Below are 20598 nucleotides of genomic sequence, written 5' to 3'. Positions count from 1 at the left end.
CTCCTCCGACTGGTGCAGGGACGCACCGTTGTGGGATAGGGGTGTGGACCCGCCCTCGGCAGGGCCTCGGGCGGGGTCTCTCAGGCGCGCGTCGCGGGGTCGGCCAGTGCCAGCAGGTGGCTGGCGAGCCGGGCCGCGACCCCTTCGTCGCGGGTGACGACCAGGAGGGTGTCGTCTCCCCCGACGCATCCGAGCACGCCTGGGAGCATGGAGTCGTCCACCGCGCTGGCCAGGAGCTGGGCGGCTCCGGCGGGGGTGCGCAGGACGAGCTGGTTGCCGGCCCATTCGGCCGTGACGAGCAGATCGGCGCACCAGCGTGCCAGGCGTGCCGTGGTGTGCTCGGCCAGTGTGGCGTCGCCGCCGGGGCCAGTGTGCATCTGGACCTGGCCGGGAGCCCCGGCCTCCGGGATCGCGTAGACCTGGGTCCCTCCGGAGGAGCGGATCTTGGTCGCCCGCAGCTCGACAAGGTCGCGGGAAAGGGTGGCCTGGGTCGTGCTCACCCCGCGGGCCGCCAGGGCGTCGCGCAGCTCGGCCTGGGAGCGGATGCGCTCCTTGGACAGGATCTGGGCGATGAGGGCGTGGCGCGCCGCCTTGGTGGCGGGCGCCGTTGTCACCGGCTCGGCCACAAGGTCCTCGATCATGGCCGTCCGCCCCCCTGGTCAGCCCGCTCGCCCAGGACCTCCCCCAGGACCTCGGTGAAGGAGTCGGCCTCGGCGTCGGACAGGATGAGCGGAGGGGCCAGGCGCAGGGTGTCGGGCCGGGGGGCGTTGACGATGAAGCCCCGTCTGGCCAGCTCGGCGGCGACCTCGGCGGCGGGGCCGACCCGCTCGTCCAGTCCCACGCCACGCAGCAGCCCGCGGCCGCGCACCTCGGTGACGCCGGGCAGACGGCCCAGCTCGGATGCCCAGCGCTCACCCAGGGACGTGGCCCGTGGCAGCAGGCCCTGGGAGCCGATGGTCCGGATGACCGCCAGGGCCGCCGCACAGGCCACGGGATTGCCCCCGAAGGTCGTGCCGTGCTGACCGGGTCCCAGCAGCTCGGCGGCCGGGCCGGTGGCCACCACCGCTCCCACAGGGATCCCCCCGCCCAGCCCTTTGGCCAGGGTGACGACGTCGGGGACGATCCCGGGGGCCAGGGCGTGGTGAGCCATCCACGCACCGGTGCGGCCCATGCCGGTCTGGACCTCGTCGACGACGAGCAGCGCACCGGCCTGGGCGGTCAGCTCGCGTGCCGCCTCGAGGTATCCCGGGCCCAGCTCGCGCACCCCGGCCTCGCCCTGGATCGGCTCGAGGACGAGGGCGGCGACGTCGGGTCCCATCGCTTGGCGCAGCGCGGGGATGTCTCCGGCGGCGATGAACTCCACCCCGCCGGGCAGCGGTTCGAAGGGCTCGCGGTAGGAGGCCTTGTGGGTAAGCGCCAGGGCGCCCATGGTCCGCCCGTGGAAGGACTGCTCGAGGGCCAGCACGCGCGGGCGTGCCGGGCTGCCGTGGAGCCTGGTCATCTTGAGGGCGGCCTCGTTGGCCTCGGTGCCGGAGTTGGCCAGGAAGACCTTGACCTCCTGTGCCGGGGTGGCCGGGAAGGTCAGCGCCGCCAGCTCCTCGGCCAGACCGACCTGGGCGGGGGTGGTGAACAGGTTGGAGACGTGGCCGAGGGTGGACATCTGCTCACCGACCGCCTCGATGAGGGCGGGGTGGGCGTGCCCGAGGCAGTTGACGGCGATACCCGCCAGCAGGTCGAGGTACTCGACGCCGTCGGCGTCCCACACCCGGGCGCCCTGTCCGCGCACGAGGACGCGCTCGGGGGTGCCGAAGGTGTTCATGACGGCGTCGGCGTAGCGCCGACGCCACTGCTCGGTGACGCTGGTCGTCGAGGTGCTCACCGCGGGACCTCCCCTGCGTGCCGGATGACCTTGGCGTGCTCGAGCTGGATCTCCGTGCCGACCCCGGAGTCGGTGACGATCTCCAGGAGCATGGAGTGCGGCTGGCGGCCGTCGACGATGTGGGCCTGGCGCACTCCTCCGCGCACCGCACGCAGGCAGGCCTCCATCTTGGGGATCATGCCCGAGGCGAGGGAAGGCAGGATGGTCTCGAGCTCATCGGCACCGATACAGCCGATGATCGAGGACTTGTCGGGCCAGTCGGCATAGAGTCCCTCGACGTCGGTGAGCATGATGAGCTTCTGGGCCTTGAGCGCCACGGCCAGGGCCGCCGCGGCGGTGTCGGCGTTGATGTTGAGCACGGTGGTCGAGTCGGTGACCAAGGGCGCGACCGAGGAGATGACCGGGATGCGGCCCATGGCCAGCAGCTCGGTGACCGAGCGAGGATCCACCTCGACGACGTCGCCCACGAGGCCGACGTCGACGCTCTCGCCGTCGATGGTGGCATGACGCTGCCGGGCCGACAACAGCCCACCGTCCTCCCCGGAGATCCCCACGGCCGCCGAGCCGTCCTTGTTGAGCAGGCTGACCAGCTCGCGCTGGACAGAGCCGGTCAGGACCATGCGCACGACGTCCATGACCTCGGGGGTGGTCACCCGCAGGCCGCCGCGGAACTCGGAGTCGATGCCCAGGCGGGTGAGCATCGCCGAGATCTGGGGACCGCCGCCGTGCACGACGACGGGCTTGAGCCCGACCTGGTGGAGGAAGAGGATGTCGGCGGCGAAGGCGCGCTTGAGGTGCTCATCGACCATGGCGTTGCCGCCGTACTTGATGACGACGGTCGTGCCCTTGTAGGTGCGCAGCCAGGGCACGGCCTCCAGCAGCACCGACGCCTTCTGGGTAGCGGTGAGGTAGGCGGGGAACTTCGTGGTCATGTCGTGTACTCCGCGTTGATCGTGACGTAACCGTGGGTGAGGTCGTTGGTCCACACGGTGGCCTCGGCGTCGCCGGCCGACAGGGCGATGTCGATGCGGGTCTCGCGGGGGGTCATGTCGACCAGGGAGCGGTCCTCCCCCAGCGCGCCGTGGCGGAAGATCGTCACGCCGTTGATGGTGACGTCGACCTGGTCGGGGTCGAAGGGGCACACCTCCTCAGGCACGGTCCCAAGCTGGGACAGGACCCGCCCCCAGTTGGGGTCGTTGCCCGCCACGGCGCACTTGAGGAGGTTCGAGGCCGACACCGCGCGCGCCGCGGCCTCGGCAGCCGCCTCGCTGACCGCCCCGGACACGGTGACGGCGATGTCGTGGGTGGCGCCCTCGGCGTCGGCGACCAGACGGCGGCCCAGCAGACCCAGGAGCTCGGTGAGCGCCTCCTCCAGCTCAAGGGCCCCCGGGTTGAGGCCGGATGCGCCCGAGGCCAGGAGCACGACGGTGTCGTTGGTCGACATGCAGCCGTCGGAGTTGATGCGGTTGACGGTGCGGGCGGTGGCCGCCTCGAGCGCGCGCTGGGCGTCGGCGGCATCGACCTGGGCGTCGGTGGTGACCACCGCGAGCATCGTGGCCAGGCCGGGGGCGAGCATGCCCACGCCCTTGATCATGCCGCCCACGGTCCAGCCCTGCCGGACCACGAGGTCCTCCTTGGACACCGTGTCGGTGGTCATGATGGCGGAGGCGGCATCGTGCCCGGCTGCCGCGCCGGGGTCGAGCGCCTGAGCCGCGGCCTGGGCGCCGGCCAGGAGCCTGGGCATGTCCAGGGGCGTGCCGATGACGCCGGTGGAGCACACGAGCACCTCGTGGGCGGCGGCGCCCAGGAGCCGTCCGACCTCTTCAGCGGTCGTGCGGGCGTCGGCGGCGCCCTGCGGACCGGTGCAGGCATTGGCCGAGCCCGAGTTGAGGACGACCGCCCGGGCCGCGCCGGCCGTGCCGCCCCTGCCCTCGATGACCTCCCGCGACCAGACCACCGGGGCGGCCACAACCCGGTTGGTGGTGAACACGCCCGCGGCGACGTCGAGGGGCCCGTCGTTGACGACGAGGGCGAGGTCGGGCTTGCCGGAGGCCTTGAGCCCGGCGCGCACGCCTGCGGCCCGGAATCCTCGTGCTGCTGTCACGCTCATGGTGCGACTCCTTGGAGGGTCAGGCCTGTCGTCTCGGGAAGGCCCAGGGCGAGGTTGAGCGACTGGACGGCGGCGCTGGCCGTCCCTTTGCCGAGGTTGTCGACGGCGCACACCATGGTGGCCACGCCCGCGCCCCGGTCGAGGGCGACCTGGACGGTCGCCAGGCCGGAACCGGCCACCGCACCGGAGACCGGCCAGGTGCCCTCGGGCAGGAGATGGACGGCCGACTCACCGGCACCTGGTGGACCGTAGGCGCGCACCCACGGGGCCCGCAGTGTCTCCGTGGGATTGTCGGCCTCGAGGACTGCCCTGGTCACCGGTGCGGTCACCGTGGCCAGGATGCCGCGGCTCATGGGGACCAGGACCGGAGTGAAGGACAGGCCGACCCCGCCCTGCGGGGCACCGGCCGCCTCGAGGTTCTGGATGATCTCCGGGATGTGGCGGTGGGTGCCCCCGACCGCGTAGGGCTGGGCCGAGCCCAGGGCCTCGGCGGCACTCAGATGGAGCTTGAGCGCCTTGCCCGCTCCGGAGTAGCCGACGGCGAGGACGGCGGTCAGGCGGGCGGGGTCGATGAGCCCGGCGCCCACGCCCGGCTGGGCGGCCAGGGTCACGGCGGTCACGTTGCATCCCGGCACGGCGATGCGGTCGGTGGCGGCCAGGTCGCGGCGCTGGGCCGCCGCCCGGTCCTCCCCGGCGTGCAGGAGCTCGGGCATGCCGTAGGTCCACGCACCAGCGTGCTCGCCCCCGTAGAACTCCGCCCACGCCCGGGGGCTGGTCAGGCGGTGGTCTGCCCCGCAGTCCACGAGCACCGGGCCGGACCCGCCGCCTGCGCCCGCCTCCTCCAGCGCGGCCGCCACGGCGCCGGAGGCGCCGTGCGGCAGGGCCAGGACGACGGCGTCGTGCCCGCGCAGGTGCTCGACGTCGGTGGGCTCGACGACGCGGTCAGCGAGCAGGGGCAGATGGGGGTGGTGGGCGCCCAGCAGGGTGCCGGCCGAGGAGTTGGCGGTCAGCGCGCCGATCTCGACATCGGGATGGGACAGGAGGATCCGCAGCACCTCTCCCCCGGCGTACCCCGTCGCTCCGGCGACCGCGATGGTCCAAGTCATGCGCAAACCATACGCTGGGGTGCATAGAAATCCATAACGGGATGGTGCGGCGGGCACGTAGCCTGGCTCACACCATCCCGTCCACGCGGCATCATGGACATGGCACCGGAGACGAGTGCCCCCGGGGCCGGCCGCGTGTCATATACCCGAGGACAGGGTCCCCGCGATGGCGTCCGCCCACTCGCGCACCGCGTCGAAGTCACGGAAGTCGCCCTCCGTGGCACCACCGAGGGTGGCGATCGAGCGCTCGCGCAGGGACAGCCTGCTCGGGTCAAATGTTCCCGGGAAGGTGACGTGGTCCTCCGGGTCGATGGACAGCAGCACCGGGCCGATCCGGTGCGGGTCGGAGACCTTGCCCTTGGGCAGGCCGGCCAGCCCCACGGAGAAGGCCCACACCGGGTGGGCTCGCAGGGCGTCGCGGAAGCGTTCGGTGAAGGCGACGGCCTCGTTGGTCCAGTGCGTCATGTAGACGGCGCTGCCCAGGATGAAGGCCCCGTACGGGGCGACGTCGGCCACGTCCTCGGGGCGGGCCTGATCGACGTCGTGCCCCGCCTGGCGCAGGCGCTCGGCGATGACGTGCCCGATCTCCTCCGTGGTGCCGTGGCGCGAAGACACGGCGAGCAGGATCTTCATGGTTCCAGTATTCACGGCGAAGGCCTGTGGCGTGTGGGACTGGGGACCCGGATGAGCCCATCGTGACCACCCCCACAGCCGAAGGGCGGCCTCAGGACCGCAGCTGCGCCCCCACGGCCCTGGCGGCGCGCTTGACGACCCGCTTGCGCACTGCCGCGGTCTCCTCGGCGGTCAGGGTACGGTCGCCGGCGCGCAGCCGCAGGGAGAAGGCCAGGGACTTCTTGCCCACGCCCAGCTGGGGGCCGCGGAAGACGTCGAACAACCGCACCTCCTCGGCCAGGTCTCCGGCCGCCTGGATGATGACGGCCTCGACCCGGGCGGCAGTGACCTCCTCGTCGACGACGAGGGCGAGGTCCTCCTTGGCGACCGGGAAGGTCGACACCGCACTGACCTGGAGCACCCCGGCGGCCTCGACGGCCTCGAGCAGCGGCTCGAGGTCGATCTCGACGGCGCAGGCGCGTTCGGGCAGGCCCAGTGAGCGCAGCACCCGGGGGTGGAGCTCGCCGGCGTGCGCGACGAGGGCCCCGGGGATCGTCTCCCGCCCCCTGCGGGTGGAGGGCAGACGCAGCTCGGCGGTGCGCCCGGGGTGCCACGGGGCGACAGGGGCGCCGGGGGCCCCCACTTCGAGGTCCACCCCCAGGGCGGAGGCGATGGTGCGCACGAGCTGGACCGCGTCCGCCCAGTCCCAGGGGCGGCCGGCTCCCAGCACCCCGGGCCGAAGCCGGTCACCGGTCAGGACCGCCGCGACATGGGTGGGCTGGGCGGGGATGCCCTGCTCGATGGCCGCGAGCTCCTCCGGGGAGGGCCGGTGGGCCACACCGGGGATCGGCGCCGGGACGGTTTGCTCGGGGTGGGTGACGGTGCCGATCTCGAACAGGGCGACCTCGGTCATGCCCCGGGAGATGTTGCGTCGGGCGGTGTCGACAAGGGTGTCGAGGACGGAGGTGCGCAGGCCCGGGGCGTCCTCGGCCAGGGGGTTGGCCAGGCGGACCACCTGGCGGCGCGGGTCCTGGGCGTCGATTCCCAGGCGGTCGTGGACGTCGCCGATGAACGGGTAGGACAGCACCTGGGTGAGCCCGGCCGCCGCCAGGGCCTGGGCGACCTCACGCCTGGCCGCCTGCCGGGCGGTCAGGCCGGTGCCGGGCGGGGCGGCGGGCACGATCGAGGGGATGTGGTCGTAGCCGTCGAGGCGGGCGACCTCCTCGGCCAGGTGGGCCGCGCCGACGAGGTCGGGCCGCCAGGTCGGGGCCGTCACGCGCAGCAGCTCAACGCCCGTCTCGTCGGTGCCGGCGGGCTCGACGGTGCAGCCGATCATCCTGAGCAGCTCGACGACCCGGGCGGTGCCGTAGGGCACGCCGGTCAGGCGCTCTGCGGCGTCGGCGCGCACGACCATCGGCTCGGGGTCGCGGGTGCGGTCGACGTCGGTGGCCTGCGGGTCGGCGGTCCCGCCGCCATAGGCCACGAGGAGGTCGACGGCGCGCTGGGCGGCCACCGGGGCGAGCGCGGTGTCGACGCCCCGCTCGTTGCGCTTGGCCGACTCGGTGGGCAGGCGGTGGCGGCGGGCAGAGCGGGCTACGGACACGGCGTCGAAGTGCGCGGCCTCGATGAGCACGTCGGTGGTCGCCGCGTCGATCTCGGCCTCGGCCCCCCCGAAGACCCCCGCCAGGACGAGGGCGCGCGCGCCCTCGGAGTCCGGGGAGTCGGAGATGACGAGGTCCTCGGGGTCCAGGGTGCGAGTGACCTCATCGAGGAAGGTGAGGGTCTCCCCCGCCCGGGCGCGGCGCACGACGACGGGTGCTGTCAGCTTGGCCAGGTCGAAGGCGTGCAGCGGCTGTCCCAGGTCGAGCATGACGTAGTTGGTCACGTCGACGACCAGCGAGATGGGACGCATGCCGGCCGCCGAGAGCCGCTCACGCATCCAGCGCGGGCTCGGGGCCGCCGGGTCGATGCCGCGCACGACGCGGGCGACGTACCGGTCGATCCCCGGGCGCCCGCGGACCGGGCTGGGGTCCTCGGCGAAGCGCACGTCATAGCCCTCGGGTCCGGCCGGCGCCACCCCGTGGGGGTAGAGCGCGGCGTTGGAGGCGTCAGCGGGGTCAGTGAAGGCGGCACCCGTGGCGTGGGAGTACTCGCGGGCCACCCCCCGCATGGAGAAGCAGTAGCCGCGGTCCGGGGTGATGTTGATCTCCAGGACCTCGTCTCCCAGGCCAAGCAGGGCGACGGCGTCGGCGCCCGGAACGAGCTCGGCCGCCACCTCGCGCCCCTGCTCGGCCAGCCACTGGTCGAGCACGATGATGCCGTCGTGGTCCTCGCCGATGCCCAGCTCCCGGGCCGAGCAGATCATGCCGTCCGAGACGTGCCCGTAGGTCTTGCGGGCGGAGATGGCGAAGCCGCCGGGCAGCACCGCCCCGGGCAGGGTGACGACGACGAGGTCGCCGACGGCGAAGTTGTGGGCACCGCACACGATGCCGCGGCTGGGCAGCTCCGAGGGCTCCTTGCCCGTGCCCGGGGGGTCGTTGTGCTCGGGCCCGACGTCGACGCGGCAGTAGTTGATGAGCTTGCCGTTGGACTGCTCCTTGGCCTCCAGGGTCAGGACCCTGCCGACGACGAGCGGGCCGGTGACGGCCGGAGGAACGATGCCCTCCTCCTCCAGGCCCACGCGCACAAGGTCGGCGGCGAGCTGCTCGGCGGTGGTGCCCGTGGGGAGGTCGACGTGCTCGCGGAGCCACTCGATGGGGACGTACGGCATGTCAGTTGCCCTTTCCGGTCGTGCCGAACTGCTGGGAGAAGCGCAGGTCGCCCTCGACGATGTCGTGCATGTCGGCGATGCCGTGGCGCAGCATGAGGGTTCGCTCCAGCCCCATGCCGAAGGCGAAGCCGGTGTGGACCTCGGGGTCGATACCGCAGGCGATGAGCACGTTGGGGTTGACCATGCCGCATCCGCCCCACTCGATCCACCCCGGTCCGCCCTTCTTCTGGGGGAACCACAGGTCCATCTCGGCGCTGGGCTCGGTGAAGGGGAAGAAGGAGGGGCGCAGGCGGGTGCGGGCCTCGGGCCCGAACATGGCTCGGGCGAAGTGGTCGAGGGTGCCCTTGAGGTGGGCCATGGTCAGACCCTTGTCGACGGCCAGGCCCTCGACCTGGTGGAAGACGGGGGTGTGGGTGGCATCGAGCTCGTCGGAGCGAAAGACCTTCCCGGGGCAGGCGATGTACAGGGGCGGCTCGGCGGCGAGCATGGCTCGGGCCTGGACCGGGGAGGTGTGGGTGCGCAGCACGAGGTTGGCCTGCTCGCCCGGGGCGGCGCCGACGCTGGCGCCCTCGACGTAGAAGGTGTCCTGCATCTGGCGGGCGGGGTGGTCGGAGTCGAAGTTGAGGGCGTCGAAGTCGTACCACTCGTGCTCGAGCTCGGGACCCTCGGCGATCGACCAGCCCATGGCCACGAAGAAGTCGGAGATCTCCTCAACGAGCAGGTCCAGGGGGTGGCGCGCCCCGGCCGGGTCGCGGTCGGTGGGCATCGTGACGTCGACGGCCTCGGTGTCGAGCATGCGCGTCTCGGCCTCGGCCTCGAGGAGCTCCTGGCGTGCGGTCAGGGCCGCGGCCAGGCGCGCGCGGGCCCCGCCGAGCAGCCTGCCGGCGGCGGGCTTGTCGGCCCGGTCCAGGGCGCCGATGCCCCGGTTGGTCAGCGCCAGGACGGAGGAGTCGCCGGTGAAGGCCAGGCGGGCCTCCTTGAGGGCCGCCAGGTCGCCCGCCGCGGCGATGGCCTCGAGCCCCTCGGCGACCACGGCGTTGATACCCGCTTCGTCCAGCGGCGACAGCGCGCCGGCTGCGTCAGTCATCTGCGAACCTTCCAGTGGTGCAACACGTCGCGTCCAGGGTAGTCCGCGGATGCGCCGCCCAGAAATCGCGCCGGGGCGCGGGGCGGGCGGTGCAGGCGCTCAGCCGTTGCCCTCGACCTCGAGATCGGGAGATATGACACCTCGAGATCGGGAGATATCGATAGATATGGCACAGTCGGGAGCAGGGCCGTCCTCGGGCTGGCGACGTGAGTCCGGGGTCGGGTCGGTCAAAGCGGGGATCTGCGGTGATTCCGGGGCGGACACCCCCGGAATCACCGCAAAGCCCCGTACCCACCCACCGCGCCCCCGACTCACCCCCCCAGCCCCGAGCCACCGCCAAGGACCAGCGCTGGGTCCCGCGTGACATGCCCGCCCGCATCGCCGCCATCCCGCCCGTCAGCGCCGTCCAGGCCGCCATCCCACGCTCACCGGGTGCTCATACACCGCTCTGCAGGACTCCACTCAGAGACCTGACCGCCGGGCCAGCACCCCCGCGTGTCATATGTACCGATCTCGAGGTGCCATATGTCCCGATCTCGCGGTTCGACGAGCACCGACACGACACGCGCCGCGCCCACATCCGGGACGACCACGAGGCCACCGCGCTACACCACTATGCGGGACTCCACTCGGGCCGCCCACACGATCTGAGCGCGGCCGCTTGACCGTGACGTTGCGTCACCTGCTGGGATGAGGCCATGCGAGTCAAGGAGATCGCCGATCTGGCCGGCACGACCCCCCGGGCGGTGCGCCACTACCACCGCCTCGGGCTGCTCGAGGTGCCTCCCACCGTCCATGGCAGGCGCCACTACGGGGTGGAGCACCTGGCCCGGCTGCTGCGCATCCGCTGGCTGGCCGACGGCGGCTTGTCACTGTCCCAGGTCGCCGACATGCTCACCTCCGATGCCCAGGGATCCGACCGTGAGGCCGTCCTACGGGACCTGCGTGCCGCCCGCGGGACGATCGAGGCCCAGCGGCGCAGCCTGGAGGAGCAGGCCGCGCGGATCGACGAGCTGATCGCCCGGGTCGAGTCCGGGCGGCCCCTGTCCCCCGCACCGGCGGCACTGACCCGTTTCTACGACGACGTCGAGATCCGTGTGCGCGACATGGGAGGAGACCTGCGCAGCCTGCGCACCGAGAAACAGATGAATCTCGTCCTGGCCTCCCTGGGAATGATCCCCGACAGCGCCAGCGCCTTCATCGAGGAGTTCGACGCCGCCGAGCGCGAGGTGTGCGCCCAGCAGATCACCGCCTTCGCCCGGCTCACCCAGCTCGACGAGGCAACCGGCATCGCGCGGGCGCACGAGCTCGCCGAGAACACCATGGCGCTGACGATGCGCCACAAGCAGGCCGCCATCCGGGCCCTGGACGACCTGCCCGACGGGGCGGCGGGCCGCGCCTTGTGGCGCCTGACCCATGTGCTCACCGTGGCGGGCTACCCCCATCCAGCCCAACGGGCCTTCGCCACGCGCTTCCTCGAGCTGCTCATGACCGACCCCGACCTCGCCACCACGATCCGCCGCTCGGCGGGAGAGGACCCCGTTCTGTGAGTCCACCGACCACACCGACGTCCCCGACCTCAGCCCCGACCTCAGCCTCAACCTCACCACCCGCTGCCCCGCGGGCCGGCACGGGCACCGACTCACCGATCCGGGTGCGCGGACTGGTCAAGCGGTTCGGGGGCCTCAAGGCGCTGGACCGGTTGGACCTCGAGGTCCGGCCGGGCTCGGTCCACGGCTTCCTCGGCCCCAACGGGGCCGGCAAGTCCACCACGATCCGGGTGCTGCTCGGGTTGTTGAGGCCCGATGACGGTCAGGTGCGCGTGCTCGGCCGACCACCGGGCAGGCAGTCCAGCCGGATCAACCGGGAGGTGTCCTATGTGGCCGGCGACGTCGCCCTGTGGCCCAACCTCACCGGCGGCCAGGTCCTCGACGCCCTGGCCGGGCTGCGCGGCCGACGCGACCGGGACCGGGAGCGCGAACTCATCGAGCGCTTCGAGCTCGACCCCTCCAAGCGGGTGCGCACCTATTCCAAGGGCAATCGGCAGAAGGTCGCCCTCGTGGCGGCCCTGGCCGCGCCGACGCGCCTGCTCGTGCTCGATGAGCCCACATCGGGCCTGGACCCCCTCATGGAGCGGGTCTTCACCGAGGAGGTGTCCCGCGCCGCCTCCGAGGGGCGCACGGTCCTGCTGTCCAGCCACATCCTGGCCGAGGTGCAGCGCCTGTGCTCGGCGGTGACGATCGTCAAGGCGGGCCGGGTGGTCGAGGACGGGGACCTGAGCACCCTGCGCGCGCTGTCCGAGACCCGCGTCGAGGCGGCGGGTGGGGCCTCGGTGGTGGCCGGCGCCCGCCAGGACCTGGAGCAGCTGGGCATCGCCGTGGCGGGAGGTGTGGAGCGTCTTGAGGTCCAGGTGCCCGCCGCGCGGGTGCCCGAGGTCCTGGGGGTGCTGGCCACGCACCGCCTGACCGAGGTGACCTGTGAGCCGGCCAGCCTGGAGGACTTGTTCCTGCGGCACTACGAGGCGGCGTGATGAGCACCGACGTCTCGACTGCACCGACCTTGGCCGCGGCTGCGGCCCCGCGGCCCGGGCGGCGGGTGACGCCGATGGCGTGGAGCCCCGACCTGGCGGGCCTCCTGCCCGCCGTGCGCCTGACCGTCCGGCGCGTGTGGCTGGGTGTCGCCGCCTGGCTGGTCCCCCTGTGGGGGCTGGCGGCCGCGGCCTCGAGCTATGAGGCGGCCTACCCCTCCTTGGCCTCACGCGAGACCCTCATCGAGGCGATGCGCGCCTCGGCCGGCACCCGCCTGCTCTACGGCGTCCTGCCCCTGCCGGGGACGCTGGGGCAGCTCACCCAGTGGGAGATCGGCACCTACCTCCTGGTGTGCACCGGGCTCATGTCGGTCCTGCTCACCTGCCGCCTGCTGCGCGCCGATGAGGACTCAGGGCGCTCTGAGGTGCTGCGCGGCGCCGGCGTCGGGCGCGCCGTGCCCCTCCTGGCCCCGCTCATCGTCGTGGGGGCCGCGGTGGCGCTGCTCGCGACGGGCATCGGGGCGACCCTGGCGGCGCTGCACACCTCCTTCCCCGAGCTGACGGTCGCAGGAGCCTGGGCGCTGGCGGGAACGGTGGCCGTGACGGGATGGGCCATGACCGGTCTGGCGGCGCTGGTGTGCCAGCTCGCGCGCTCGGGCCCCGGCGCGCGCGGTCTGGCCCTGTCCGCCCTGGGCGCCTCCTTCGCCGTGCGGGTCCTCGCCGACGAGACGGGTGCGGCCCGGCTGCGATGGCTCTCCCCCCTGGCCTGGCGCGACATCGTCGAGCCCTACACCTCCAACCGAGTCGGGCCGTTGGTTGCGTGCGCGGTTGCCGGCCTCCTGCTCAACGGTCTGGCCGCCGTGGCCTACGCGCGCCGGGAGTACCAGAGCGGCTACCTGCCGGACCGCTCCGCCAGCCCGCGGCGGTGGCGTGTCGGCGGGCACGCCGGGCTCCTCGCGCGGCTCATGGCCGGGTCGGCGGCGGGCTGGGCCGTGGCGGTCACCGCCGTCTCCGCCCTGTTCGGGGCGATGTCGGGGGCGATCACCGACCTGCTCGAGCCCGGGTCGGCGACCGCCGCCTACGTCGTCAAGATGGCCTCGGGCAGCCCGGTCAGGCAGTTCATGTCCCTGCTGACCATCCTCACCGTGCTTGTCGTGGTCGTGGCGGCGGTGCAGCGCGCCACAGCCCTGGCCGCCGCCGAGTCCGACGGCTTCGTCGAGGCCGAGGCGGCGACCGGGGTCGGCCGCACACGCCTGTTCGTGGCCCAGGCCGGTGCGGCCCTCGGGCAGGGGGCGGCGCTGCTGGTCCTGTCGGGCGCCGTCATGGCGTGGTCGACCTCCACCCAGGTGACGGCGGACCACGCGGTCGGACGCGCCTTCGTCATGACCGTCAGCCAGCTGCCGGGGCTCATGGCCGCGGTCGGCATCGCCCTGGCCCTGGTGGGGCTCGCCCCGCGATGGGTCGCCCTCGTGTGGGGGGTCGTGGCGTGGAGCGCTTTCGCCCAGTTCCTCGGGGGCCTGGTCAAGCTGCCCACGTGGGCCGCCGACCTGAGCGTGCTCGGTCACGGTCTCGACGTCGTCGGGCCGATGGACTGGGGGCCGCTGGCGGTACAGACGGGGGTCGGCGCCCTCGGGCTCCTGACGGGCCTGGTCGCCTACCGGCGCCGGGACCTGGGGGCCTGACGGGGCCGTCAGCGGGTGCGCGCCTCGATGCGGCGTGCGGCCGCGCCCAGGGACCAGTTGAGGGCGATGTAGAGCAGCGCCACGATCATGTAGGCGGGCAGGTAGACGTCCAGGTACACCGTGGCGCGGGCGCTGGAGACCAGCAGGCGCGCGGCATACATGAGCTCGGCGTAGGCCACGACGTAGCCCAGGGAGGAGTTCTTGAGGATGACGATGAGCTGGGTGATGAGGGTGGGCAGCATGACCCGCAGCGCCTGCGGGGCCAGGACGAGGCGCATCGTCTGCCCGCGGCTCAGGCCCAGCGCCAGGGATGCCTCGCTCTGCCCCCGGTCCAGGGAGAGCACGCCGGAGCGGAACACCTCGGAGGTGGTCGCCGAGGTGCACATGACGATGGGCACCGCGAGCATCCAGAAGGGGGACAGTGTCAGGCCCCAGCGCGGCACGACGAGGAGGAAGAAGTAGATGAGCAGGAGCATGGGGATCGCGCGCATGGCGTCGATCCAGGCTCCCACGACCACCTTGCCGACCCGGCCGGCCGCCAGCCGCGCCCAACCCAGGACGATGCCCAGCGGGAAGGACAGCGCCGCGCTGACGGCGGTGACCGTCAGCGTGTCGCGCAGCGCCTTGCCCAGGTAGCGCACCACCGACTGGCCTGCGAAGTAGCGCCACTTGGGGTAGTCGAGCTGGCCGGCCTGGGCCAGCTGGGCCACCGCGGCCGCGACCAGGGCGACGATGAGCACCGTGACCAGGACCGAGCAGACAAGGATGCGGCGCCGGGCGCGGGGCCCTGGTGCATCGAAGAGCAGGGCCGAGTCGGTGGGGCCGGTGGTGCGCCCCCGGCGGGTGACGAGCCGGGTCGATGCCATCGTCATGCGCGGGCCTCCCGTCCTGAGGACAGGCGCCGTTCGAGCGCTCCCCCGACCTTCGTGGCGGCGAAGGCGATGGCCAGGTAGGTCAGGCCCGAGGTGAGGAAGGTGACGACCGCCTCGGCGTACTGGCGGTTGAGGGACTGGGTGACGCTGGTCAGCTCGGGCACGCCGATGGCGGCGGCCAGAGCCGAGCCGATGAGGCAGGAGATGAAGATGTTGACCAGCGGCTGGATGGTGCGGGCCAGTGCCTGGGGCAGGACGACGCGGGTGATGGTCATCGAGAACGGCATGCCCAGGGCCCGGGAGGCCTCGATCTGCCCCTTGGGCACCGAGTTGACCCCGGAGCGGACGGTTTCGCAGACGAATCCTGAGGCGGAGAAGGTCAGGGAGCCGACCGCGGCCCAGAACAGGGACACGCGCACCCCGGCCACCGGCAGGGCGAAGGCCGCCAGGATCATGAGGCACAGCAGCGGGATGTTGCATGCCACCGTCACCCAGGCAGCGCCCACGAGCCGCAGCGGCGGGATGGGGCTGACCCGGAACACCGCCATGACGGTGCCCAGAACCAAGGCGCCGGCGTAGGCGGACAGGGCGAGGACCAGGGTCGTGGCCAGGCCCTGCCCGAGCAGGTCGAGGTTGTCGGTGAGGACCGTCATGGTGCTCCTGAGGACGTGCGGGTCGGAGGCCGACCGCCCGGCCCCGGGCGAGGGCCGAGCGGTCGGGTCAGGCGGTCTCGGAACCGGGGACCGAGCCGATGGCGGGCGGCTCGGGTGCCGAGCCGCCCAGGATCGCGCCGATCGTGGCCTGCCAGATGGCGTCCCAGGTGCCATCGGACTCGATGGTCTCCAGGAAGGTGTTGACGAAGGCCTGGGCGTCGGAGTCCTTGGGCAGGCCGATGCCGTAGGGGTCGTCGGTGAAGGGGTCGCCAACGATCTTGAGGGAGTCGTTGCCGGCGATCTCGGACAGTGCCAGCGCCTGGTCGACGACGTAGGCGTCGACCTGCCCGGCCGTCAGGGCCGCCACGCACTCGGAGTTGGTGTCGAAGGGCACGGCCTGGGCCCCCGGGGTCTTCTCGGCCAGGGCGTCGGCGGAGGTCGAGTTGGACTGGACAGCCGCCTTCTTGCCATCCAGGGACTCCACCCCGGTGATCTCGCTGTTATCGGAAGTGACCAGGACGATCTGCCCCGAGGAGTAGTAGGGGCCGGCGAAGGTGATCTTCTGGGCCCGCTCCGGGGTGATCGTGTAGGTGGCGATGACGGCGTCGACGCTGCCGTTGGTCAGGAAGGTCTCGCGGGTGTCGGAGGAGACCTGGGTGACCTCGAGCAGAGAGGCGGCGTCGTCCCCGCCGATGATGTAGCGGGCCAGGGCCTGGGCCAGGCCCGCGTCGAAGCCGGTCAGCTTGCCGGTGGCCGGGTCCTCGATGGAGAAGACCTGGGAGGTCTTCGTCCCGCCCGTGCGCAGCTTGCCCGCGTTCTTGATGGCTGTGGCCCAGGTCGAGGCCGCCACGACGTCGTCGGCCGCCACCGGGCCGGAGGCTACCGCGGTGTCGAAGCCGCCGGCGCCCTCTGACGCGCTGGCCACCGCCTGGCCGTCGGCGCCGGTGTCGGCGCAGGCGGCCAGGGCGAGGGCCACGGAGGCGGAGACCGAGGAGGTCAGGAGGAGTCGGCGGGACAGGGTCGCCATGGTGGTTCCTTTCACGGATCGTCGCTCGCCGGGGTCCGCACGGGGTGCGCGGGCCGGTGCGACTGGGTGCGGGTCGGCGCGGGGCCGCCGCAGGTCGGTGGACGGTGGAGGTGAGGTGGCTGGTGGGCGGGTCGCCAGTGGCTGAATCAGGTGCTCATTCAGGTGTGCGGAATCAGTGGCTGAGGACCTTGGACAGGAAGTCGCGGGCGCGCTCGGTGCGCGGCTGGGAGAAGAACTCCGCCGGCGGGCCGGCCTCGACGATCTGCCCGGCATCCATGAAGACGACCCGGTCGGCCGCCGAGCGGGCGAAGCCCATCTCGTGGGTGACGACGAGCATCGTCATCCCCGAGGTGGCCAGGTCCTTGATGACGTCGAGGACCTCGTTGATCATCTCGGGGTCCAGGGCGGAGGTGGGCTCGTCGAAGAGCATGACCTTGGGGTCCATGGCCAGGGCCCGCGCGATGGCCACCCGCTGGGCCTGGCCTCCGGAGAGCTGGGTCGGGCGTTTGGCGGCCTGGTCGGCCAGCCCGACGCGCTCCAGCAGGGAGCGCGCCCTGGCCTGGGCCATGTCCTTGTCGAGGCCGCGGACCTTGACCGGAGCCAGGGTGATGTTGTCCAGGACGCTCAGGTGCGGGAAGAGGTTGAAGGACTGGAAGACCATGCCGACCTCGGCGCGCAGGCGGGCCAGCTCCTTGCCCTCCTCGGGCAGGGGGACGCCGTCGATCTCGATGGTGCCGGACTCGATGGTCTCCAGGCGGTTGATCGTGCGGCACAGGGTGGACTTGCCCGAGCCCGAGGCGCCGACGACGGTGACCACCTCACCGCGGTGGATGTCCAGGGACACATCGTCCAGCGCGGTGAAGTCTCCGTAGCGCTTGACCACATGGCTGATGCGCACGAGCACGTCGGCGGGCGATGCCGGCCGGTGGTCGTCGGACTGGTCTGCGGGCGGGGTGGGAGTGCGCACGAGCACCTCGTCTCGGTCTGGGAGCGAATGGGTCTGGAGGCTGTCTCAGTGACAGCGACAGCAACACATCCACATGCGCACCGAGTTCCTCCTCCTGCATCCGGCGGCCGCCGACCGCGGCCGCGTGCCCGAACCGTAACACCGATGCCCCGCCATGCCCAGCGCTGCGCCGATCTGCGAGACCGTCGGGGCTCTGCCGGGCCGGTCGGCTCAGCCCGCCTCGCGTCCGAGCGCCACCCGGCCGCGGTGCCGGGGACCGGACCCAGCAGGAGATCGGGTCTCCGAGTGCCGGTGCGGCAGGCCAGATCCGGGGAGAATAGCTGTGCGTCGGGGACCGGGGCATCGACATGGCGGCGGCACGCGCCGCCGGGATGGCCGCCGCGCTGCTCGTGCGGCCGGGCACCTCGGTCACCCTGCCCGACGACGCCCCGGCGCCCTTGTCGTGGCCAGCCTGCGCGACCTGCTCACCGTGCTGGGCTGAGGCCGCGCGCGATCCCCTCCCGCGCGGTCGGCCGATCTCGCACCTCAGCGCTGGGCGCGGGCGGAGGCGTAGAGGCAGATGGTGGCGGCGGTGGCGACGTTGAGGGACTCGGCGGCCCCGTAGATGGGGATGGAGACGACGGCATCGGCCTGCTCGAGGGCGGCCGGGGCCAGGCCCCGCGCCTCATTGCCCAGCAGCCAGGCGCCGGGGGCGGCCAGCAACTCGTCGGCCTCGAAGAGGTCGACCGGTCCGCGCCCGTCGGCGGCCAGAAGCGTCAGCCCGGCGGCCCGCAGCGCCCCCACGACCTCCTCCAGGCCGCCGCCGGTGAGCACCGGCAGGTGGAAGAGCGACCCGGCCGTGGAGCGCACCACTTTGGGGCTTGTGGCCTCCACCGATCCGCGGGCAAGAACCACGGCGTCGGCGCCCGCGGCGTCGGCGGCCCGGATGATCGTCCCGGCGTTGCCGGGGTCCTGGACCTCGGTGAGCACCGCCACGAGCCTGGCCCCGGCCAGGGCATGCGCCCAGTCCCCCACAGAGCCCACCGCGGGGTCCGTCGAGGCGCCCGTCGTCGAGCCCTCGGCCGCACCTCTCCCCCGCCCCGGGGCCGCGAGCGCACCGACACCGACGACAGCCAGCGCCCCCTGCGCGTCCGCGCTCATGGCCTCCATGACCGAGGGGCTGACGAGGTGGGTGTGGATCCCGGACTGGCGGGCTTGGGACACGATCTCCCGGTACCGCTCAGCAGCGGCCTCGGTGAGATAGACGTCCAGGACGTGGTCGGGGGCGTGGCGCACGGCCTCGCGCACGCTTTGGGGGCCTTCTGCGAGAAAACGACCGTGCCGCTCGCGCGCCTGGCGGCGGGCCAGCCCGGCCACCCGCGTGACCCGCGCGGAGCCGGGGTTGGACAGGACCTGTCGGGCCTCGGGGCGCGCGCTCATGGGCCGAGGCTACCCTCACGGACACCGCGGCCCCGTGAGCATGGCCGCCGGCAAGGACAGTTCTCACCGAGCCCTGACCGACCGGCCCCGGGCTCACGCCTCCTGGCCGGCCGCGGCATCGACCGGGATGTCGCCGAGTGGACCGGCGGCCGCCCGGTACCCCTCGAGCACCGCCTCGACGATCTCCCGGTGGGCACCCAGGGGTGCGGTGACGACGTCGGCCCCCGCCCTGCTCAGGGCCTGCTGGAACACGCCGTCGGAGAGCAGCAGCGAGCTGACCACGACACGCCGGTGCCCCTGGGCGCGCAGGGAGGCAACGGCCTCGCGCACGTCAGGGGTGGCGGCCGACAGGAAACCCACACCCACCTCGGTCCTCAGACGCGCGCCGAGAACCTCGGCCAGGGCGTGGACCTCCTGGACCGCACCGGGGTCGGAGGAGCCGGCCGCCGCCAGGACCACCCCGTCGCCCGGCCGGGCCCCCGCCTGGTCGAGGCGGTCGGACAGCACCTCGACCAGGCGGGGAGAGGCCCCGAGGTGGGGCACGATCTGCCCGCTGCCGTGGCGGCGCAGCTCATGGGGGATGTCGACCCGCACGTGGTAGCCCTGACCCAGGAACAGGGGCAGGACGACGGGGTCCTCGGTGCCCGCCAGAGCCTGGGCCGGTGAGGGGGTCATCTCCCGCAGGAAGCCCAGGGTCACCCGGGTACCGTGCCCGCGCAGCCGGTGGGCGACCTGGCCGGTGATGTCCTCCACGACCTCCCGTCCCGCCGGGTGCCCGGAGCCGTGGGCCAGCAGGACCAGACTGCGGCCGGCGGCCGGCGCCGCGGGCTCGTGCCGACGCCCCGGGGCTGGGACCCGCCCGTGCCCGGGGGCGCGGGGGCCGGGACGGTGCTCGGCGGCATGCGGCTCCGGGCCGTGGCCGCCGGGCGGCCGGGTCGGGGTGCGCGGCACTGGACGGGGTGCCAATGGGGGCAGGGCGTTCACGCGGCACCGACCTCCTCGGCCAGTGGGGCCGGACGACGCCGCAGCGTCGCCAGGGTCCACACGATGACACTGGCCCACACGAGGCTGACGAGCAGGTAGGCGCCCTGGGAGACCTCGGCGCGGGCGTCGGCGGCCGACAGCAGGGTGCGCAGGTTGGTCAGGACGATCAGTCCGCCGACACCCACCCCCAGGAGGCGGGAGGGCAGGCGTGAGACCGCCAGCGCCGCCAGGGGTGCGGCCACCACCCCTCCCGCCAGGAGCGCCAGGACGATGCCCAGGTCGATGCCGGCGGTGCCCAGGCCCAGGAGGAAGCCGACCGAGGCCGACACGGTGACCAGGAACTCGGAGGTGTCGACCGTGCCCACCGCCTTGCGCGGCTCAAGCCGGCCGCTGGTCAGCAGCGTTGTCGTGGCCACCGGGCCCCAGCCGCCGCCCCCCGTGGCGTCGACCAGGCCGGCGACGACACCGAGCGGGGCCAGGAAGCCCGTGCGGGCCTCGGCCCGTGGCCTGACCGCGATCGGGCGCAGGTAGCGCACGATGATGTAGGCACCCAGGACCAGCAGGATCGAGGCGGTGATGGGCTGGGCCGCCGAGGTCGACAGGTGGGACAGGACGGTGGCGCCCGTGAAGGCGCCGACCGCACCGGGCAGTGCCAGCCGCACGGCGGTGGGCCAGTCGACGTTGCCCAGGCGCCAGTGGGAGACCCCGGACACGAAGGTCGTGCCGATCTCGGACAGGTGGACGCTGGCCACGGCCAGCGCCGGCGAGAGTCCGACGAGGAGCAGGAGGGTTGAGGAGGTCACGCCGTAGCCCATGCCGAGGGCACCGTCGACGAGTTGGGCCCCGAATCCGACGATGGCGAGTTTGAGGAGCTTGCTGTTCATGAGGAGATGCCTTCCGAGC

Annotated in this window: 18 protein-coding genes; 3 read left to right on the top strand and 15 right to left on the bottom strand. The window is 73.0% G+C overall.

Annotated elements, in window-relative coordinates; translation table 11 throughout:
• Positions 1-80: 80 nt before the first annotated feature.
• From Q4C85_RS08160 to pheS, 8 genes are all read right to left on the bottom strand, one after another.
• Positions 81-641 carry an arginine repressor gene (locus Q4C85_RS08160; RefSeq protein ID WP_303141177.1) on the bottom strand — a complete coding sequence of 187 codons (561 nt, stop codon included), beginning with the start codon at positions 639-641 and terminating at the stop codon, positions 81-83.
• A complete protein-coding gene (locus Q4C85_RS08155; protein WP_303141176.1) occupies positions 638-1879 on the bottom strand; it encodes an acetylornithine transaminase in 1242 nt (413 codons plus the stop codon). Before Q4C85_RS08155 ends, Q4C85_RS08160 begins: the two co-directional genes overlap by 4 nt.
• Positions 1876-2811: an acetylglutamate kinase gene (gene argB / locus Q4C85_RS08150; RefSeq protein WP_303141174.1), complete on the bottom strand. Its 936-nt coding sequence runs from the start codon at positions 2809-2811 to the stop codon at positions 1876-1878. The genes Q4C85_RS08155 and argB overlap by 4 nt, the downstream gene beginning before the upstream one ends.
• The gene (gene argJ, locus Q4C85_RS08145) at positions 2808-3989 is read right to left on the bottom strand and encodes a bifunctional glutamate N-acetyltransferase/amino-acid acetyltransferase ArgJ (protein ID WP_303141172.1); all 1182 of its coding nucleotides are present in this window, start codon (positions 3987-3989) and stop codon (positions 2808-2810) included. The genes argB and argJ overlap by 4 nt, the downstream gene beginning before the upstream one ends.
• Positions 3986-5095 (bottom strand): N-acetyl-gamma-glutamyl-phosphate reductase, encoded by a 1110-nt coding sequence (argC, locus tag Q4C85_RS08140; protein WP_303141171.1) that lies wholly within the window; start codon positions 5093-5095, stop codon positions 3986-3988. Before argC ends, argJ begins: the two co-directional genes overlap by 4 nt.
• Before the next feature lie 138 nt (positions 5096-5233).
• On the bottom strand, positions 5234-5728 hold the full coding sequence (locus Q4C85_RS08135) for a flavodoxin domain-containing protein (protein ID WP_303141169.1): 495 nt from the start codon (positions 5726-5728) through the stop codon (positions 5234-5236).
• Positions 5729-5819: 91 nt separating this feature from the next.
• The gene (gene pheT, locus Q4C85_RS08130; protein ID WP_303141167.1) at positions 5820-8477 is read right to left on the bottom strand and encodes a phenylalanine--tRNA ligase subunit beta; all 2658 of its coding nucleotides are present in this window, start codon (positions 8475-8477) and stop codon (positions 5820-5822) included.
• A 1-nt stretch (position 8478) separates the two neighbouring features.
• Positions 8479-9564 (bottom strand): phenylalanine--tRNA ligase subunit alpha, encoded by a 1086-nt coding sequence (pheS, locus tag Q4C85_RS08125; protein WP_303141166.1) that lies wholly within the window; start codon positions 9562-9564, stop codon positions 8479-8481.
• A gap of 698 nt (positions 9565-10262) precedes the next feature.
• Here pheS and Q4C85_RS08120 point away from each other — a divergent pair.
• From Q4C85_RS08120 to Q4C85_RS08110, 3 genes are read left to right on the top strand one after another with little or no spacing between them, the layout of a single operon-like run.
• On the top strand, positions 10263-11114 hold the full coding sequence (locus tag Q4C85_RS08120) for a MerR family transcriptional regulator (RefSeq protein WP_303141164.1): 852 nt from the start codon (positions 10263-10265) through the stop codon (positions 11112-11114).
• On the top strand, positions 11111-12094 hold the full coding sequence (locus Q4C85_RS08115; RefSeq protein WP_368501437.1) for an ABC transporter ATP-binding protein: 984 nt from the start codon (positions 11111-11113) through the stop codon (positions 12092-12094). The genes Q4C85_RS08120 and Q4C85_RS08115 overlap by 4 nt, the downstream gene beginning before the upstream one ends.
• Complete coding sequence (locus tag Q4C85_RS08110) at positions 12094-13773, top strand: ABC transporter permease (protein ID WP_303141163.1); 1680 nt, start codon at positions 12094-12096, stop codon at positions 13771-13773. Before Q4C85_RS08115 ends, Q4C85_RS08110 begins: the two co-directional genes overlap by 1 nt.
• Positions 13774-13781: 8 nt before the next feature.
• Here Q4C85_RS08110 and Q4C85_RS08105 read toward each other — a convergent pair whose 3' ends face one another.
• From Q4C85_RS08105 to Q4C85_RS08075, 7 genes are all read right to left on the bottom strand, one after another.
• A complete protein-coding gene (locus Q4C85_RS08105) occupies positions 13782-14645 on the bottom strand; it encodes an amino acid ABC transporter permease (protein WP_303141162.1) in 864 nt (287 codons plus the stop codon).
• Complete coding sequence (locus Q4C85_RS08100; RefSeq protein ID WP_303141161.1) at positions 14642-15298, bottom strand: amino acid ABC transporter permease; 657 nt, start codon at positions 15296-15298, stop codon at positions 14642-14644. Before Q4C85_RS08100 ends, Q4C85_RS08105 begins: the two co-directional genes overlap by 4 nt.
• 67 nt (positions 15299-15365) lie before the next feature.
• On the bottom strand, positions 15366-16325 hold the full coding sequence (locus tag Q4C85_RS08095; RefSeq protein ID WP_303141159.1) for a glutamate ABC transporter substrate-binding protein: 960 nt from the start codon (positions 16323-16325) through the stop codon (positions 15366-15368).
• Between the two features lie 172 nt (positions 16326-16497).
• A complete protein-coding gene (locus tag Q4C85_RS08090) occupies positions 16498-17229 on the bottom strand; it encodes an amino acid ABC transporter ATP-binding protein (protein WP_303141186.1) in 732 nt (243 codons plus the stop codon).
• Between the two features lie 588 nt (positions 17230-17817).
• A complete protein-coding gene (locus Q4C85_RS08085; protein ID WP_303141157.1) occupies positions 17818-18711 on the bottom strand; it encodes an RNA methyltransferase in 894 nt (297 codons plus the stop codon).
• A 93-nt stretch (positions 18712-18804) separates the two neighbouring features.
• Positions 18805-19695, bottom strand: a complete 891-nt coding sequence (locus Q4C85_RS08080; RefSeq protein ID WP_303141156.1) for a sirohydrochlorin chelatase — start codon at positions 19693-19695, stop codon at positions 18805-18807.
• Positions 19692-20579: a sulfite exporter TauE/SafE family protein gene (locus Q4C85_RS08075; protein ID WP_303141155.1), complete on the bottom strand. Its 888-nt coding sequence runs from the start codon at positions 20577-20579 to the stop codon at positions 19692-19694. The genes Q4C85_RS08080 and Q4C85_RS08075 overlap by 4 nt, the downstream gene beginning before the upstream one ends.
• Positions 20580-20598: the final 19 nt, after the last annotated feature.

Origin of the sequence: Actinomyces sp. (genome assembly GCF_030524025.1) — a bacterium.
In the GTDB taxonomy this organism is placed as follows: domain Bacteria; phylum Actinomycetota; class Actinomycetes; order Actinomycetales; family Actinomycetaceae; genus Actinomyces.
This window is presented reverse-complemented; position numbering and strand designations above follow the sequence as displayed.